The sequence below is a fragment of the Pseudarthrobacter sp. TE3704 genome, from assembly GCF_056279405.1.
In genome coordinates this window covers 366,385-383,618 of the sequence record NZ_JBWCCJ010000002.1, presented here as the reverse complement: position 1 = coordinate 383,618, position 17,234 = coordinate 366,385, and the positions used below count along the sequence as shown (strand labels likewise).

15 protein-coding genes are annotated in these 17,234 nt (G+C 67.3%); 13 read left to right on the top strand and 2 right to left on the bottom strand.

Annotated features, from left to right (window positions below; genetic code table 11):
* The first annotated feature begins 84 nt into the window (after positions 1–84).
* From pyrR to ACZ9BC_RS05665, 13 genes are all read left to right on the top strand, one after another.
* A complete protein-coding gene (gene pyrR, locus ACZ9BC_RS05725; protein WP_476245115.1) occupies positions 85–672 on the top strand; it encodes a bifunctional pyr operon transcriptional regulator/uracil phosphoribosyltransferase PyrR in 588 nt (195 codons plus the stop codon).
* A complete protein-coding gene (locus tag ACZ9BC_RS05720; RefSeq protein ID WP_275725651.1) occupies positions 669–1,694 on the top strand; it encodes an aspartate carbamoyltransferase catalytic subunit in 1,026 nt (341 codons plus the stop codon). The genes pyrR and ACZ9BC_RS05720 overlap by 4 nt, the downstream gene beginning before the upstream one ends.
* Positions 1,694–3,028, top strand: a complete 1,335-nt coding sequence (locus tag ACZ9BC_RS05715) for a dihydroorotase (RefSeq protein ID WP_476245114.1) — start codon at positions 1,694–1,696, stop codon at positions 3,026–3,028. The genes ACZ9BC_RS05720 and ACZ9BC_RS05715 overlap by 1 nt, the downstream gene beginning before the upstream one ends.
* Entirely contained in the window at positions 3,028–3,549 is a 522-nt protein-coding gene (locus tag ACZ9BC_RS05710; RefSeq protein WP_476245113.1) for a PH-like domain-containing protein, read from the top strand. The genes ACZ9BC_RS05715 and ACZ9BC_RS05710 overlap by 1 nt, the downstream gene beginning before the upstream one ends.
* 79 nt (positions 3,550–3,628) lie before the next feature.
* Positions 3,629–4,879, top strand: a complete 1,251-nt coding sequence (gene carA / locus ACZ9BC_RS05705) for a glutamine-hydrolyzing carbamoyl-phosphate synthase small subunit (RefSeq protein WP_476245112.1) — start codon at positions 3,629–3,631, stop codon at positions 4,877–4,879.
* Positions 4,879–8,193, top strand: a complete 3,315-nt coding sequence (gene carB, locus ACZ9BC_RS05700; protein WP_275725655.1) for a carbamoyl-phosphate synthase large subunit — start codon at positions 4,879–4,881, stop codon at positions 8,191–8,193. Before carA ends, carB begins: the two co-directional genes overlap by 1 nt.
* Positions 8,186–9,046 (top strand): orotidine-5'-phosphate decarboxylase, encoded by an 861-nt coding sequence (gene pyrF / locus ACZ9BC_RS05695; protein WP_476245111.1) that lies wholly within the window; start codon positions 8,186–8,188, stop codon positions 9,044–9,046. The genes carB and pyrF overlap by 8 nt, the downstream gene beginning before the upstream one ends.
* 112 nt (positions 9,047–9,158) lie before the next feature.
* Positions 9,159–9,476 carry an integration host factor, actinobacterial type gene (gene mihF, locus ACZ9BC_RS05690; protein ID WP_176156798.1) on the top strand — a complete coding sequence of 106 codons (318 nt, stop codon included), beginning with the start codon at positions 9,159–9,161 and terminating at the stop codon, positions 9,474–9,476.
* 44 nt (positions 9,477–9,520) lie between these two features.
* Positions 9,521–10,114 (top strand): guanylate kinase, encoded by a 594-nt coding sequence (gmk, locus tag ACZ9BC_RS05685; protein ID WP_115525755.1) that lies wholly within the window; start codon positions 9,521–9,523, stop codon positions 10,112–10,114.
* A gap of 15 nt (positions 10,115–10,129) precedes the next feature.
* The gene (gene rpoZ, locus ACZ9BC_RS05680) at positions 10,130–10,390 is read left to right on the top strand and encodes a DNA-directed RNA polymerase subunit omega (protein ID WP_003800778.1); all 261 of its coding nucleotides are present in this window, start codon (positions 10,130–10,132) and stop codon (positions 10,388–10,390) included.
* A gap of 38 nt (positions 10,391–10,428) precedes the next feature.
* Positions 10,429–11,685, top strand: a complete 1,257-nt coding sequence (gene coaBC / locus ACZ9BC_RS05675) for a bifunctional phosphopantothenoylcysteine decarboxylase/phosphopantothenate--cysteine ligase CoaBC (protein WP_476245110.1) — start codon at positions 10,429–10,431, stop codon at positions 11,683–11,685.
* Positions 11,686–11,761: 76 nt separating this feature from the next.
* Complete coding sequence (gene metK, locus ACZ9BC_RS05670) at positions 11,762–12,997, top strand: methionine adenosyltransferase (RefSeq protein ID WP_476245109.1); 1,236 nt, start codon at positions 11,762–11,764, stop codon at positions 12,995–12,997.
* Between the two features lie 89 nt (positions 12,998–13,086).
* A complete protein-coding gene (locus ACZ9BC_RS05665; protein ID WP_476245108.1) occupies positions 13,087–15,234 on the top strand; it encodes a primosomal protein N' in 2,148 nt (715 codons plus the stop codon).
* On the opposite strand, the gene ACZ9BC_RS05660 is transcribed toward ACZ9BC_RS05665, so the two are convergent.
* Together ACZ9BC_RS05660 and ACZ9BC_RS05655 are read right to left on the bottom strand one after the other, a co-directional pair.
* A complete protein-coding gene (locus ACZ9BC_RS05660) occupies positions 15,231–16,304 on the bottom strand; it encodes a glycosyltransferase family 4 protein (RefSeq protein ID WP_476245107.1) in 1,074 nt (357 codons plus the stop codon). The two genes, ACZ9BC_RS05665 and ACZ9BC_RS05660, sit on opposite strands and share 4 nt — an antisense overlap.
* Entirely contained in the window at positions 16,301–17,230 is a 930-nt protein-coding gene (locus tag ACZ9BC_RS05655) for an alpha/beta fold hydrolase (protein WP_476245106.1), read from the bottom strand. Before ACZ9BC_RS05655 ends, ACZ9BC_RS05660 begins: the two co-directional genes overlap by 4 nt.
* Positions 17,231–17,234: the final 4 nt, after the last annotated feature.

Sequence of the window (17,234 nt, the reverse complement as noted above, 5' to 3'; positions counted from 1 at the left end):
GGCCGGAGCCCATGTGGTAATTTTGGTACGCACATGATCCTTTTTTAATTCCGTCCTGTGAGGCGGGGAAAGGGGAGACGAGCGTTGACTTCTGTCACCAGCGCACCGGTTCCAGCCAGGGTAGTCCTTAGCCAGGCGGACATTGACCGGGCCCTCACTCGTATCGCCCATGAGATCCTTGAGTCCAACAAGGGTTCCCAGGACCTCGTCCTGCTGGGCATTCCACGCCGCGGCTATCCGCTGGCAGTCCGGCTCGCCGAAAAAATCGCCGCCGCGGACAACACTGTTGACGCCGCAGCCATCGTGGGCCAGCTCGACGTCACCATGTTCCGGGACGACCTCTCGCACCAGGGGACACGCCCGCCCTACCCCACCAAGCTGCCGCGTACTGGCATCGACAACAAGGTGGTGGTCCTGATCGACGACGTCCTTTACTCCGGCCGCACCATCCGCGCAGCCCTGGACGCCCTCATTGACCTCGGACGTCCCCGCATTGTCCGGCTCGCCGTGCTGATCGACCGGGGCCACCGCGAACTCCCCATCCGCGCAGACCACGTGGGCAAGAACCTCCCCACCTCCTCCGCCGAGAAAGTCCGGGTCCGACTGGAAGAAACGGACACGCCCGCCGGCGGCACCCCTGTCAACGAAGTAGTGATCGAAGGCGGCTCGTGAAGCACCTGCTCTCCACCCAGGACCTCAGCCGGTCGAACGCCATCCGGATTCTGGACACCGCAGAGGAAATGGCGGCCGTCGGCGACCGTGAAGTCAAAAAGCTCCCCGCCCTGCGCGGCCGCACGGTGGTGAACCTCTTCTTTGAGGACTCCACCCGCACCCGCATCTCCTTCGAAGCGGCCGCCAAGCGCCTCTCCGCGGACGTCATCAACTTCGCCGCGAAGGGATCCTCGGTGTCCAAGGGCGAATCCCTCAAGGACACGGCCCAGACACTCTCCGCGATGGGCGCGGACGCCGTCGTCATCCGCCACTGGGCCTCCGGCGCGCCGCACCGGTTGGCCGCTACGGACTGGATCGACGCCGGAGTCATCAACGCCGGCGACGGCACCCATGAACACCCCACCCAGGCACTGCTGGACGCCTTCACCATGCGCCGGCACTGGTCGCGCCTGGCCGGCACCGGGTCCGAAGGCGCCGATCTCACAGGAATGCGCGTCGCCATCGCCGGCGACGTCCTGCACTCCCGGGTTGCCCGCTCCAATGTCTGGCTCCTGCGGACCCTCGGCGCGGACGTCACCCTGGTGGCGCCGCCCACGCTGCTGCCCATCGGCGTCGAAAAGTGGCCCTGCAAGGTCAGCTACAACCTGGACGAAACCCTCGAAGGCGGAGTGGACGCCGTCATGATGCTCCGCGTCCAGGGCGAACGCATGAACGCGTCATTCTTCCCCACCACCCGCGAATACTCCCGCCGCTGGGGCTTCGACGACACCCGCCTCCGGTCCCTCGACAAGCTCGGCATGAAAGACACCATCATCATGCACCCCGGCCCCATGAACCGGGGCCTGGAAATCTCCGCGGCCGCCGCTGACTCACCCCGCTCCACCGTGCTGGACCAGGTCCGCAACGGAGTGTCGGTGCGCATGGCCGCCCTCTACCTGCTGCTCTCCGGGGACACCCGCGAACCAGCCGCCACTCCCGCCTTGGCCTACGCCGGCACCCATTCCACCAAGGAGACCAACTGATGGCAGGCAACACCGGAACCTATCTGATCCAAGGCGCCTCCATCCTGGGCGGTGAACCGGCGGACCTGCTGATCCGTGACGGCATCATCGCCGAAACCGGCAACGGCCTTTCAGCCGACGGGGCCACGGTGATCAACGCCGCCGGCCTGGTGGCACTGCCCGGCATGGTGGACGTGCACACGCACCTCCGCGAACCGGGCCGCGAGGACGCCGAGACGGTGGAAACAGGAACCCGCGCAGCAGCGCTGGGCGGCTACACCGCTGTCCACGCCATGGCCAACAGCACCCCCGTGGCGGACACCGCCGGCGTGGTGGAACAGGTCTACTCGCTGGGCCGGACGGCCGGCTGGGTGGATGTGCGTCCCGTCGGCGCTGTCACCGTGGGCCTCGCGGGGGAGCAGCTGGCCGAACTTGGCGCCATGGCCGATTCCCGCGCCCGGGTCCGCATGTTTTCCGACGACGGCATCTGCGTCCACGATCCCGTCCTGATGCGCCGCGCCCTGGAGTACGTCAAAGCGTTCGACGGCGTAGTGGCCCAGCACGCGCAGGAGCCGCGGCTCACGGCCGGTGCCCAGATGAACGAAGGCGAGGTGTCCGCCGTACTGGGCCTCGCCGGATGGCCCGCGGTGGCAGAGGAAAGCATCATCGCCCGCGACGTCCTGCTGGCCCAGCACGTGGACTCCCGCCTGCACGTCTGCCACGTCTCCACAGCCGGCTCGGTGGAAATTATCCGCTGGGCCAAGGAACGCGGCATCAACGTCACCGCAGAGGTGACGCCGCACCACCTGCTGCTGACCGATGACCTGGTCCGCAGCTACGACCCCGTCTACAAGGTCAACCCCCCGCTGCGCACAGACGCGGACGTCCAGGCATTGCGCGCAGGGCTGGCAGACGGCACCATCGACGTTGTGGGTACCGACCATGCGCCGCATCCCAGCGAGCACAAGGAGTGCGAGTGGGCGCAGGCTGCCATGGGCATGACCGGCCTCGAAACCGCCCTGTCCGTAGTGCAGCACACCATGATCGAAACCGGCCTGATGGGCTGGGCGGACTTTGCGCGCGTCACCTCCACCGCGGCGGCACGCATCGGCCGGCTCGAGGACCAGGGCCGTCCCCTCGAAGCAGGGGAACCCGCCAACGTCATCCTGGTGGACCCCGCCGCGCGCTGGACCGTGGACCCGTTCCGAATGGCCACCATGGGCCGCAACTCGCCCTTCAAGGGCCGGGAGCTGCCGGGCAAGGTGGTGGCCACCTTCTTCAAGGGACACCCCACCGTCCTGGACGGCGAGCTCAACACCCCGTACCCGCATGCGGCGTCCGCAGGCGCAGCCTGATGGATACCCAGCTGCTCTCGCTGGCCATCACGCTGGCACTCATTGCCGTCGCGTTCGGCCTCATTTGGATGGGGTGGCGGAACCGCCTGAAGCGCCAGTCCGACGTCGAACAGCTGCCCCCGGTGCCTGCGGAACCCGGCGAGCCCCTCGCCGTCGCGGAGGGCCAGTACATTGCGACCACCACAGGCGGGGACTGGCTGGACCGGATCGCCGTGCACGGCCTCGGGATCCGCACCACGTCCACCCTCGCGGTGTACCCGCACGGAGTCCTCTTCGACCGCTCCGGGGCCCCGGCGCTCTACATCCCGGCCACCTCCCTGGGCGGCGTACGGCAGGACAGCGGCATGGCCGGCAAGTTCGTCGAGAAGGACGGCCTGCTGGTGGTGACATGGGTGCTCGGCTCCCATGAGCTGGACACCGGGTTCCGCACCCGCCGTGCCGCGGACAAGGACGTGCTGTTCACAGCACTTCAGCAATTGATTTCCTCAGCCCCGGCGGCCGACGCCAACAGTGGAAAGTAAGACAGTGACGGACCACGCAGCGACCACACCAGCAGCGAACCAGACAGCAGCCACAGACCCAGCAGTGAAAGCGAATACAGTGACAGCAACCACCTCCGCTCCGGCAGTCCTCGTCCTCGAGGACGGCCGCATCTTCCGCGGGACCAGCTACGGAGCCACCGGAACCGCGTTGGGCGAAGCCGTTTTCGCCACCGGCATGACCGGGTACCAGGAAACCATCACGGACCCCTCCTACGCCCGCCAGCTGGTGGTCCAGACCGCCCCGCACATCGGCAACACCGGCGTCAACAGCGAGGACGCCGAATCCCGCCGCATCTGGGTTGCCGGCTACATCGTCCGCGATGCCGCCCGCCGGCCCTCCAACTGGCGCTCCGAGCGTTCCCTCGATGAGGAACTGGCAGAGCAGGGGATCGTGGGCATCCAGGGCGTTGACACCCGCGCCATCACCCGCCACCTGCGCGAGCACAAGACCATGCGCGCCGGCATCTTCTCGGGCGACGCCGCGCAGGCAACAGACAAGGAACTCCTCGACGCCGTCCTGGGCAGCGCCCCCATGGAGGGCGCCCGCCTGGCGGAGGAAGTCAGCGTGGACGAGGCCTACGTCGTCGATCCCAAGGACCACGGCTGGGACGGCGACGCGCGGTTCAGCATCGCCGCGATCGACCTCGGCATCAAGGCCATGACGCCCATCCGGTTTGCCGAGCGCGGCGTGCGCGTCCACGTCCTCCCGGCCACCGCCACCCTGGAAGACGTCAAGGCCGTCAACCCGGACGGTGTCTTTATGTCCAACGGCCCCGGCGACCCCGCCACCGCCGACGTCCAGGTGAAGCTGCTCCGCTCCGTCCTGGACGAGAAGCTGCCGTACTTCGGCATCTGCTTTGGAAACCAGATCCTGGGCCGCGCCCTGGGATTCGGCACCTACAAGCTCCGCTACGGCCACCGCGGCATCAACCAGCCCGTCATGGACCGCCGCACGGGCAAGGTGGAGATCACCTCCCAGAACCACGGCTTCGCTGTGGACGCACCGCTCGACGGCGCCACGCAGGCTCCGGAAGAACGCTACGGGCGCGTCGAGGTCAGCCACGTCAGCCTGAACGACGACGTCGTTGAAGGCCTCGCCTGCCTGGACATCCCGGCCTTCTCCGTGCAGTACCACCCGGAGGCAGCCGCCGGCCCGCACGACGCCGCCTACCTCTTCGACCGCTTCATCGAGCTGATGGAGGGAACCCGGGACGGCAGGACCGCCAACCTGTCCAAGGAGCCTGTGGACTCCGTGCACAATCCGATCGAACGCAACGCCGCTGACAACAAGACTGAGGACAAGAAGTAATGCCCAAGAGAACTGACCTTAAGAGCGTTCTGGTCATCGGATCCGGACCCATCGTGATTGGCCAGGCGGCCGAGTTCGACTACTCCGGCACCCAGGCGCTGCGCGTCCTCAAAGAGGAGGGCCTCCGGGTCATCCTGGTGAACTCCAACCCGGCCACCATCATGACCGACCCCGAGTTCGCCGATGCCACCTATGTCGAGCCCATCACCCCCGAGGTGGTGGAGAAGATCATCGCCAAGGAACGCCCGGACGCCGTGCTGCCCACCCTGGGCGGACAGACCGCCTTGAACACCGCCATTGCGCTGGACAAGAACGGCGTCCTCGAGAAGTACAACGTGGAGCTCATCGGCGCCAACATCGCCGCCATCGAACTCGGCGAGGACCGCGAGAAGTTCAAGGGCGTCGTGGAGCGCTGCGGCGCAGAATCGGCCCGCAGCCACATCATCCACACCATGGACGAGGCCCTCAAAGCCGCCGAGGACCTGGGCTACCCAATGGTGGTCCGCCCCTCCTTCACCATGGGCGGCCTGGGCTCCGGCCTGGCCTACAACGAGGATGACCTCCGCCGCATCGTGGGCCAGGGCCTGCAGTACAGCCCCACCAGCGAGGTGCTGCTCGAAGAGAGCATCCTCGGCTGGAAGGAATACGAGCTCGAGATGATGCGCGACAAGAACGACAACGTCGTTGTTGTCTGCTCCATCGAGAACTTCGACCCCGTGGGCGTCCACACCGGCGACTCCATCACCGTCGCTCCCGCGCTGACCCTCACCGACCGTGAATACCAGCGGCTGCGCGACATCTCCATCGCCGTGATCCGGGAAGTGGGCGTGGACACCGGCGGCTGCAACATCCAGTTCGCCATCGACCCCGCCACCGGCCGCGTGGTGGTCATCGAGATGAACCCCCGTGTGTCCCGCTCCTCGGCACTGGCGTCCAAGGCCACCGGCTTCGCCATCGCCAAGATCGCCACCAAGCTCTCGCTGGGATACACGCTGGATGAAATCCCCAACGACATCACCCAGAAGACCCCGGCATCTTTCGAGCCCACCCTCGACTACGTCGTCGTCAAGGTTCCGCGCTTCGCGTTCGAGAAGTTCCCCGCCGCGGACAACACCCTGACCACCACCATGAAGTCGGTGGGCGAAGCCATGGCCATGGGCCGCAACTTCACCGAAGCCCTGCAGAAGGCCCTGCGCTCACTCGAGCAGAAGGGCTCTCAGCTGGACTTCAGCAGCGTCCCGGAATGGGAAGTGGCAGAGCTGATCGAAAAGGCCAAGCGCCCCACCACCGAGCGCCTGCACCAGGTCCAGCGCGCCCTCCTGGGCGGCGCCACCGTAGAGCAGCTCTTCGAGGCGACCAAGATCGACCCCTGGTTCCTCGACCAGCTCCAGCTCCTGAACGAGATCTCCCACGAGATCCGCCAGGCCGGCGCCCTCACCAAGGAGATGCTCCAGCGCGCCAAGCGCCACGGCTTCTCCGACGAACAGATCGGCGCGCTCACCCACAACCCGGAGGCCGTGGTCCGCGGCGTCCGCCAGGCACTGGGCATCCGCCCCGTCTACAAGACCGTGGACACCTGCGCCGCCGAGTTCGCCGCGTACACCCCGTACCACTACTCGGCCTACGACGAGGAGGACGAGGTGGCGCTGCACTCCAAGCCGTCCATCCTCATCCTGGGTTCCGGCCCCAACCGCATCGGCCAGGGTATTGAGTTCGACTACTCCTGCGTCCACGCCTCCATGGCACTGCGCAAGGCCGGCTACGAGACCGTGATGGTCAACTGCAACCCGGAAACCGTCTCCACCGACTACGACATCTCCACCCGCCTGTACTTCGAGCCGCTCACGCTTGAGGACGTCCTGGAGGTCATCGCTGCGGAGGAACGCACCGGCGGCGTCATGGGCGTGTTCGTGCAGCTCGGCGGCCAGACACCCCTGAAGCTGGCCCAGCAGCTGGCTGACGCCGGTGTTCCCATCCTTGGCACGTCGCCGGAGGCCATCGACCTCGCCGAGCACCGCGGAATGTTCTCCCGCGTGCTGGACAAGGCCGGCCTCATCTCTCCGAAGAACGGCACCGCCGTTTCCTTCGAGGACGCCAAGAAGATCGCGGATGAGATCGGCTACCCTGTGCTGGTGCGCCCGTCCTACGTCCTGGGCGGCCGCGGCATGGAAATCGTCTACGACGAGCCCAACCTCTCCCGCTACATCGCCAACGCCACGGAAATCACTCCGGACCACCCGGTGCTGATCGACCGGTTCCTTGAGGACGCCGTCGAAATCGACGTCGACGCGCTCTTCGACGGCACGGACATGTACCTGGGCGGCATCATGGAGCACATCGAGGAAGCCGGCATCCACTCCGGCGACTCCGCCTGCGTCCTGCCGCCCATCACCCTGGGCAGCAACGTCCTGGAGCGGGTCCGGACGGCAACCCGCGCCATCGCTGAAGGCGTGGGCGTACGCGGCCTGATCAACATCCAGTTCGCGCTGGCCTCCGACGTCCTGTACGTCCTGGAAGCCAACCCGCGCGCGTCCCGCACCGTGCCGTTCGTGTCCAAGGCCACCGGCGTCCAAATGGCAAAGGCCGCAGCCCTGATCGGCACCGGCGTGACCATCAACCAGCTGCGCACTGCCTACAAGATGCTGCCGGAAACCGGCGACGGCTCCACCCTGCCCCTGGACGCCCCCGTCTCGGTGAAGGAAGCAGTCCTGCCGTTCAGCCGCTTCCGTACGCTCGAAGGCAAGGTGGTCGACTCCTTGCTCGGCCCGGAAATGCGCTCCACCGGCGAGGTCATGGGCATCGACAAGCACTTCGACACCGCCTTCGCCAAGAGCCAGGCCGGCGCCAACAACGCCCTCCCCACCGAAGGCAAGATCTTTGTCTCCGTGGCCAACCGGGACAAGCGCTCGGTGATCATGGGCGTCAAGCGGCTCTCGGACCTCGGCTTCGAGATCGTCTCCACCGGGGGCACGGCGGACGTCCTGCGCCGCAACGGCATCCAGGCGACACCCGTCCGCAAGGTGGCCGAGGGCAGCAGCGCCGAAGGCGAAGGCACCATTGCCGATCTCGTCATCGCCGGCGAGATCGACATGGTCTTCAACACCCCGTCCGGCGGCGAAGCCCGCAGCGACGGCTACGAGCTGCGTGCCGCCGCAACGTCCATCGGCATCCCCTGCATCACCACGGTGGCCGAGTTCAACGCCGCGGTCCAGGCCATTGAAGCCATGCGCACCTACGAGTGGTCCGTCACCAGCCTGCAGGAGCACGCAGCGGCGTTGGCGGCCTCGCAGAAGGCGGCCCTCCAGCATGCCTGAGCAGGTATCCGCAGCCGGCCGGGAGTCTTTCGGCTCCCGGCTCGGCGCGGCCATGGCCGCCCGCGGCCCGCTGTGCGTGGGCATCGATCCGCACCCTGCGCTGTTGAAGAGCTGGGGGCTGGACGACGACGCCGCCGGGCTGCGGCGCTTTTCGCTGACAGTCCTGGAGGCGGTGGCTTCGCTCGCTGCCGCGGTCAAGCCGCAGGTGGCCCTGTACGAACGCCACGGCTCGGCCGGGATGGCTGTGCTGGAAGAGCTTCTTGCCGCTGCCAGGGATGAATCGGTGCTCACCATCGCCGATGCCAAGCGCGGCGATATCGGGTCCACTATGGCCGCCTACGCCGATGCCTGGCTCCGCGACGGATCCCCGCTGGCCGCAGATTCTGTCACCCTCAGCCCCTACCTGGGGTTCGAGTCGCTGCGTCCGGCGCTGGACCTGGCAGCGGAGACCGGACGGGGAGTGTTCGTCCTCGCCCTGACCTCCAACCCCGAGGGTGCCTCGGTCCAGCACGCTGGGGGAGCTGACTCCGTGGCGCGCCGGATCACGGAGGCAGCAGCCGCGGAAAACGCCCGCTATCAGGGGAGCCTCGGCTCCGTCGGGCTGGTGGTCGGCGCAACCGTCGGGTCCGCCCTGACCGAACTGGACCTGGACCTGGCGGCCGTGCGCGGCCCCATCCTTGCCCCGGGACTGGGAGCCCAGGGGGCAACGCCGGCGGACCTTCGGGCCACATTCGGGGCTGCTTACCGGTACGTTCTGGGCACCTCCAGCCGGGACATCCTCTCGGCCGGGCCTGACCTGCACGGACTTCGCGAAGCTGCCCTGCGGACGCTGGACGGGCTGCGCGCCGAATAGTGTCCCCGTTTCGCGTTTTGCATTGATTCAGGCAGCACCAAAGGGTAGTTTCAGGACAGGTCCAAGGGCGGCCGCCCTTGGACATAATCCGCCGAATCCGGGGGTGTCCTTCATGGTGCTGCGACCGCTATCCGCGACGGAACGGGCTGACGCCCTGAACAAGGCAGCCGCGGCCAGGGCTACCCGGGCCGCTGCCAAGGAAAGCCTGAAAAACGGCGAGAGGTCCGCGGCGGACATCATCAACTCCGCCATGGAGGATGACGCCCTGGCGCGGATGCGGGTTTCAGAGCTCCTTGAGGCACTGCCGGGAATCGGCAAGGTCCGGGCTGCGGCAATTATGGACCAGTTGGGCATTGCGACGTCCCGCAGGGTCCGCGGCCTGGGCGTGCACCAGCGCCGGGCGCTGGTAGATTTTATAGACGAGCATTAGGGCGGCCTGCGGCCGGCCATCCCCGAACTCCGGCAAAGGAATACGTGAGCAAGAATCCTGGACTGACAGTCCTCGCAGGTCCGACGGCTGTTGGCAAAGGCACCGTGTCTACCTACATCCGCGACAACTACCCTGAGGTCTGGCTGTCCGTCTCGGCCACCACCAGGGCCCCCCGGCCCGGCGAAGTGGACGGAGTCCACTACTTTTTCAAAACCAAGGAGGAGTTCGAGCAGCTCATTGCTGCCGGGGAACTCCTGGAATGGGCCGTGGTGCATGGCCAAAACACCTACGGCACCCTGAAGAGCACGGTGAACCAGGCCATCTCCGAGGGCCGGTCGGTGCTCCTGGAGATTGACCTGCAGGGCGCCCGGCAGGTCAAGGCGGCCGTCCCTGACGCACAGTTCGTGTTCCTGGCCCCGCCCACCTGGGACGAAATGGTGCGCCGCCTGGTGGGCCGCGGCACCGAAACACCCGAGGAACAGCAGCGGCGGCTGGAAACCGCTAAACTGGAACTTGCTGCTGAACCGGAGTTCGACCACACCGTCATCAATGACGACGTCCGCCGGGCAGCGGACGAGCTTGTTTCACTCATGGGGCTGACGCCGCACCCACACCTGCCGGAACCGTCAGCCCGCTAGAAATTTGGAGAATTCGTGTCCACGAACCTTGAAGGCATCATCAACCCGCCGATCGACTCGCTGCTTGAAGCAGCCGACTCCAAGTACGGCCTGGTGATTTTCGGTGCCAAGCGTGCTCGTCAGATCAACGCCTACTACGCCCAGCTGCACGAGGGCCTCTTCGAGTACGTCGGCCCGCTGGTCGACACCAAGCTGAACGAAAAGTCGCTCTCGATCGCACTGCGCGAGATCAACGAAGGCAAGCTGGTTTCCACACCGATCGAAGCCGCAGAGTAATCCTGCCGCTTATCTGACTTGCTGTTGACGGAGGTCACGTGCGCATAGTCCTCGGAGTCGGGGGAGGGATTGCCGCCTACAAGGTGGCATCGCTCCTCCGGCTTTTTACTGAAGCCGGCCATAACGTCACGGTGATTCCCACGGAGGCGTCCACGCGCTTTGTCGGCACCGCCACGTGGGAGGCGCTGTCCGGGAACCCGGTCAGCAACAGCGTTTTCGACGACGTCCACCAGGTTAATCACGTCAGGCTCGGCCACGAGGCCGACCTCGTGGTCATCGCACCGGCCACGGCGGACCTGCTCGCCAAGGCTGCCACCGGACAAGCCGGAGACCTCCTCACCAACACCCTCCTCATGGCCCGCGGGCCGGTGCTGTTCGCGCCCGCCATGCATACGGAGATGTGGCAGCACGCCGCCACCCGCGCCAACGTGGAGATGCTGCGTACCCGCGGTGCCGCAGTCCTCGAGCCCGCCACCGGCAGGCTCACCGGCGCCGACTCCGGTCCCGGGCGGCTGCCCGAGCCGCAGGTCATTTTTGACGCCGCCATGGCCCTGGTGCAGGGACAAACCGACTACCAGCTGCCGCTGGCCGGCCGCACCGTCACCATCAGCGCTGGCGGAACCCGCGAACCCCTCGACCCCGTGCGGTTCCTCGGCAACCGTTCCTCCGGAAAACAGGGGGTGGCGCTGGCCGTCGCCGCGCGCAACGCCGGGGCCACGGTCCGGCTGCTCGCCGCCCACATGGAAGTTCCTGTGCCCGCCGGCGTGGACGTGGTGCCCGTGGAAACAGCGCTGCAGCTTCGCGAGGCGGCACTGGCAGCCGCCGCTGACTCCGACGTCATCATCATGTCCGCTGCCGTGGCAGATTTCCGTCCCGCTGAGGTCTCGGACACCAAAATCAAGAAACGCGATGACAGCGCCGACCCCGTCATAACTTTGGTCCGCAACCCGGACATCCTCCATGAACTGGTGGAACTGCGTAACAGGGCACTTCCAAACGTTGCCGGCTCTGCCGGCGATCACCAGCTGATCGTCGGATTCGCCGCTGAAACCGGGGACAGCCACGGCGATGTCCTGGCCTACGCGCAGGCGAAGCTCCAGCGCAAGGGATGCGACCTGCTGGTGGTCAACCACGTCGGCTCCGACAAGGTGTTCGGCCAGGACACCAATTCCGTGGTCATCCTGGCGCGGTCAGGCTCCGAACCACAGGAGGCGGCCGGAACCAAGACAGAGGTTGCCGCTGCCATCATCAGCCGGATCGGCTTTGAACTGAACCACGTTTCGCCCCGGGCCTGAGTGTTCCCCGCCACGTTCGCTTAGCACGGGGACATCTCCAGCGGGGCGTACGGACTCCAACCAGTAAGGTAGTTGAGTGACTTTACCCCTGCACCTTCCCCAGACCTCCGGCGCCGCGCCCACCGCGCTCCGGCTGTTCACCTCCGAGTCGGTCACCGAAGGCCACCCGGACAAGATCTGCGACCAGATCAGTGACGCTATCCTGGACGCCCTGCTGGCGGCGGATCCGGAATCCAGGGTAGCCGTGGAAACCATGGCCACCACCGGGCTGGTGCACGTGGCAGGTGAGGTCACCACCGACGCCTACGTTGAAATCCCGCAGATCGTCCGCGAGACCATCCTGGGGATCGGCTACGACTCCTCGGCCAACGGGTTCGACGGCGCCCGGTGCGGCGTCTCGGTATCCATCGGCCAGCAGTCCAACGACATCGCGGGCGGCGTCTTCAATTCGCTGGAAGCCCGCGAGGGACGCCAGGAGGACGACTACGACCTGCAGGGCGCCGGCGACCAGGGCCTGATGTTCGGCTACGCCAGCGACGAAACACCCTCCTACATGCCCACGCCCATCTGGCTGGCACACCGCTTGTCGGAACGACTCACCGAAGTCCGGAAATCCGGTGAACTGGCCTACCTGCGCCCGGACGGCAAAACCCAGGTGACCGTGGGCTACGACCGGGACGTACCCGTCTCGGTGGAAACCGTGGTCATCTCCAGCCAGCACGCGGAAGGCGCAAGCCTGGAGCAGCTCCGGGCAGACCTGGCCGCTATCGTGATCAACCCGGTCCTGGCAGGCGCAAACCTGGATATTTCGCGGACCAAGAATATCCTCAACCCTGCCGGCGAGTTCGTCATTGGCGGCCCCGTCGGGGATGCCGGCCTGACCGGCCGCAAGATCATCGTGGACACCTACGGCGGCATGGCGAGGCACGGCGGCGGAGCCTTCTCCGGCAAGGACCCGTCCAAGGTGGACCGGTCCGCGGCCTATGCCATGCGCTGGGTTGCCAAGAACGTGGTGGCGGCCGGGCTGGCCAAGCGGGCGGAAATCCAGATTGCCTACGCCATCGGCCAGGCCCGCCCGGTAGGCACCTATGTGGAAACCTTCGGCACCGAAACCGTCGATCCCGCCCGGATCAGCGCTGCCATCGCCGAAATCTTCGACCTGCGCCCGCGTGCCATCATCGATGCACTGGACCTGAAGCGCCCCATCTACGCCAAGACCGCAGCGCATGGCCACTTCGGCCGCGACGAACCCGACTTCACCTGGGAGCGCCTGGACCGCGTAGACGAGCTGAAGGCTTTCTTCAACGCCTAGGAACATTGCATCCGGGCCCCTGGCGCAAATGTCAGTGCCCGGTGCTTGGCTTGGCATGTCCACCCGGGAGCTGAATGGAGGTAGCCGCAATGGTTGCTGACAACCCAGTACAACCCGGGCTGGACTTTCCCGCCGGGTCCGGGCATGCCGTTCAGCCCTCCCTGCTGCAGGGCTTTCCGTCGCGGAAGCTGCCTGCGGGGATCACCCTGGCCAGCCACCTCTCCGTGGCCCGGGTGCTGGTGGAATCGTCCCTGCCGCACCTGGACCGCCCCTTCGACTATGCAGTTCCTGCCGCCCTTGACCACGCCGCCCAGCCGGGCGTCCGGGTCAAAGTCAGCTTCAACGGCCAGGACCTCAGCGGTTTTGTCCTGGAGCGGGTTGCCGAATCGGATGCCGGGCACACCCTGGTGCCGCTGTCGAAGGTTGTGTCCCCGGTCCCGGTCCTGACCCCGGCCGTGCGGGACCTGGCCACCGCCGTTGCCGCCCGCTATGCGGGGACCGTGAGTGATGTCCTCCGCGTTGCCGTACCGCCCAGGGTGGCCAGGCTGGAAAAGGAGTTTCCCGGCGCAGGCGCGGAGGCGGGAACGGTTGCGGAGCCGGAAGGCACAGGCCAGGACGACGACGGCCTGCCGCCTGACCCTTCCTCCGCCTGGGCCGCTTACCGCAACGGCCCCGCTTTCCTGAGGCATCTTGCCGACGGCGGTGCCCCCCGTGCCGTTCTCAACCCGTTGCAGGGATACGGCCCGGCCGGCTGGTCCCGCCTGCTGGCTGAGGCGGCCGCCGCTGCGTACGCCGCAGGACGCGGTTCCGTGCTTGTGGTGCCCGACTACCGCGACCTCGACCGGCTCGAAGACGCGCTCAAGGAAATGCTGCCGGAGGAAGCTGTGGCCAGGCTCGCCGCAGATGACGGCCCCACCCCCCGGTACCGGAACTTCCTGCGCCTGCTGGCAGGGACCGCCCGGGTGGCCATCGGCACCAGGTCTGCCGCCTTCGCCCCCGTCAAAGAACTTGGCCTGGTGGCGTGCTGGGACGACGGCGACGACCTCCATATCGAGCAGCGCGCACCCTATGCCCACGCCCGGGAGGTCCTGCTCCTGCGCGCCCGGCAGGAAGGCGCCGCGTGCCTGCTGGCAGGGCATGCCCGCAGCACCGAGGTCCAGCGGCTTGTGGATGCCGGCTGGGCACTGCCCGTCGAGTCGGAGCGTGCCGCCACCCGCCGGACTGTGCCGCGCGTCGTCAACACGGCAGACAGCTTCGAGCAGGAACGCGATCCGCTGGCCACCATTGCCCGCCTTCCCGGTGCCGCCTGGCGTGCTGCCAAGGAGGGCCTCGAACGCGGCCCGGTCCTGGTCCAGGTGGCCCGCGCCGGCTACGCGCCGTCCCTCGCCTGCGAGACCTGCCGCGAGCCCGCCCGGTGCGGAGCCTGCCAGGGGCCCCTGGCTCTCGCCGGTACGTCCGCCATGCCCCAGTGCCGTTGGTGTTCCACCCCGGCCCCGGACTGGCAATGCCCGCATTGCGGTGGCCGCCGGCTCCGCAAGGGTGCCACCGGGGTCCTGCGAACGGCGGAAGAACTCGGCCGTGCGTTCCCCGGAAAAACCGTCATCACCTCCTCCGGCGACCAGGTGAAGGCCTCGGTGGGCGGCGGCAAAGCATTGGTGGTGGCCACGGTGGGCGCCGAACCGGTGGCCGACGGCGGTTACGCGGCGGCCCTGCTGCTGGACGGCGATTCGCTGCTGCGCCGCGAAACGCTCCGTGCCGGCGAAGACACCGTGCGCCGCTGGTTCAACGCTGCAGCCCTGGTCCGCCCGGCGCCCGAGGGCGGGCTGGTGGTGGTGACCGCCGCGGACACCGCCGCGGTGGGAGCCCTGCTGCGCTGGGACCCGGCCGGCTATGCACAGCGGGAACTGTCCCTGCGGGCCGAGCTGCAGCTTCCGCCGGCGGTGCGCATCGCATCCGTCACTGGGCCCCGCTCCGCCGTCGAACACTACACCGGAGCGGTGGAAGCAGAACTCGGTTCGGCGGGCATCACCCTGCGCACCGCAGGCCCGGCACCCGTGCTGCTCACCAGCCAGCCCTCAATCCGGCGCCCGGCCGAGGACGTCCGCACCCTGCTGTTCTTCCCGTACAGCCAGGCGGCCGCCGTCGTCCGCGTGCTGCGGGTGACACGGGCAGCGGCGGCGGCCAAGCGCACCACGGAACCCGTCCAGGTCCGGCTGGACGGGGTCGATGTCCTTTAGCGGCGCCGCTTCACAATCTCTGCGGCGACGTCCACCAGCTGGCGGGCGGACTCCTCCCAGCTGAACTCACGTGCGCGGCTTACGGCCCGCCGGGACGCCTCCTGCCACCGTTCGCCGTCCTGAAGTTTTGCCACCGCTTCGGCGAACTGCTGCGGGGATGCCGGATCCACGTATGTTGCCGCGTCACCGCCCACTTCACGGAAGATGGGAATGTCACTGGCGATGACGGGCGTGCCGATCGCCATGGCCTCCACCAGCGGAAGGCCGTACCCCTCGGCCCGGGAAAGGCTCACCAGCGCGGTTGCAGTCCTCAGCAATGCGGCATACTCCTCGTCCGTCACGCCGTTGTGGAAGACCACCGAGGCGCCCGGTGGAACCAGGGATTCCAGCTCTGCCCGGCGCTGCGGCGTGATCCTGCTGAGCAGGTGGAGGGTGTAGCCGGGAAGCTCCGCCATGCCGGCCACCATGGTTTCCACGTTCTTGTAGGGCATGAAGGACCCCATGTAGACAATGGACTGCCCGGGAGCTGCATTCGCCGGCCGCGGGTCCTGCTCTGGCTGCGGGGCGTTGCTGATGATCCGCACGGGCCGGCGGGTGAGGCGGTACTTGGCAATCAGTGCCTCAGTGGTACGGCTGATAGTGGCCACCGTGTCGGCCCGGTCAAGGAGCAGCCGTTGCGGCCAGAACGCCTTGTGGTAGAGCCGCCACAGCAACCGCACCGGGGCGGGCAGGAACCCGGGCGGTTCCGGGTGCTCGTAGTAGATCAGGTCGTGCAGGGTCAGGACCAGCCCGTACCTGCGCCCCCAGGTGCCCATTGTCTGCATGGGACACACCACAACGTCGGCCCCCAGGGCATTGACCTTCCGGGCCACGAACAGTTCCAGCGGTGAGAGCGGGCTGCTGATCAGGGTGTAGGGAACGTCCGGGAGCAGTGCCAGCTGCCGGACGTCGGAGATGAGCATGGACACGTCAGCGATTTTTGCGGTCGCGGCGATCAGGCTTGCCCCGTAGCGGCTGATGCCGTCATGGTGGTCCGTCCTGGTGAACCGGGCATCGATGACGATCTTCATGCGGGGTGGTCCTTCAGGAAGCTGCGGATGTAGGTGGCGGCCGGCCCGGGAGTCTCGTAATGGATCAGATGGCCCACCCCGGGAATCACCCGGAGTTCCGCGTCCGGGAGCAGGGCCAGCAGCCGGTGCTGGTCCGGGAGGGTGGCGATCTCGTCCTTCTCGCCGGCGATCAGCAGGACGGGAAGGACCAGCCGTGCGGCCACCTCCGCAACATGGCTGCTGACCGATGCGGTGAAGGACTCGAGCAGGCTGTCCCGGTTGGCGAAGGCGCTGAAGTAGGCATGGTGCTGGCCGTGGATGAAACGGCGGAGCTTGCGGTCGCCCGTCTTCGCCATCGCTTCGCTCATCACCCGGACGATGAGCGGGCTGCGGAGCAGTGCCAGTCCCAGGGGACGGGGGAGCCGTGCGGCCAGCCGGTAGTACAGCACGGCCAGCCGGGTCATGATTCCCTTTGGCCCTTCGAGGGCCGGAGCGGCAATGGGGTTGATGAGGATCAGCGGGGTAACGGCCGTTGGGTGCCCTGCCACAAAGTGTGCCGCGATGATGGACCCGAAGGAGTGCCCCAGCAGGACCGTGTCCGGTCCCAGATCCAGGGCCGCCATGAAGTCTGTGATGAATTGGCCGTAGCGCTGCACGGAGTGGGGGCCGGACCCGAAAGGCCCGGAACTGCCGAACCCGGGAAGGTCGGGCATGATGATGCGCATGTCCGGAAGCTGGTCCGCAACCCGCAGGAGGCCGTGATGGTCGCCGCGGAACCCGTGGATCACCAGGATGGTCCGCGTGTCCGGGCCGGTTTCCAGGGGGTCATAAGTCCAGAAGGCGACCTTGGTTCCATCAAGCTCGACGGTGGAGGCGGTGGTGCGTGCCGCCAGGTCCGGGCTGATGTAGGCAGGCGCAGCTGATGGCCCGGGGTTTGTTGTTTTCATGAAT

Bases quoted from the DNA above. Each gene is read 5' to 3' on its own strand.
- ACZ9BC_RS05715 (WP_476245114.1), top strand. From the start codon at position 1,694: ATGGCAGGCAACACCGGAACCTATCTGATCCAAGGCGCCTCCATCCTG.
- ACZ9BC_RS05710 (WP_476245113.1), top strand. From the start codon at position 3,028: ATGGATACCCAGCTGCTCTCGCTGGCCATCACGCTGGCACTCATTGCC.
- carB (WP_275725655.1), top strand. From the start codon at position 4,879: ATGCCCAAGAGAACTGACCTTAAGAGCGTTCTGGTCATCGGATCCGGA.
- pyrF (WP_476245111.1), top strand. From the start codon at position 8,186: ATGCCTGAGCAGGTATCCGCAGCCGGCCGGGAGTCTTTCGGCTCCCGG.
- mihF (WP_176156798.1), top strand. From the start codon at position 9,159: ATGGTGCTGCGACCGCTATCCGCGACGGAACGGGCTGACGCCCTGAAC.
- ACZ9BC_RS05665 (WP_476245108.1), top strand. From the start codon at position 13,087: ATGGTTGCTGACAACCCAGTACAACCCGGGCTGGACTTTCCCGCCGGG.
- ACZ9BC_RS05660 (WP_476245107.1), bottom strand. From the start codon at position 16,304: ATGAAGATCGTCATCGATGCCCGGTTCACCAGGACGGACCACCATGAC.
- ACZ9BC_RS05655 (WP_476245106.1), bottom strand. From the start codon at position 17,230: ATGAAAACAACAAACCCCGGGCCATCAGCTGCGCCTGCCTACATCAGC.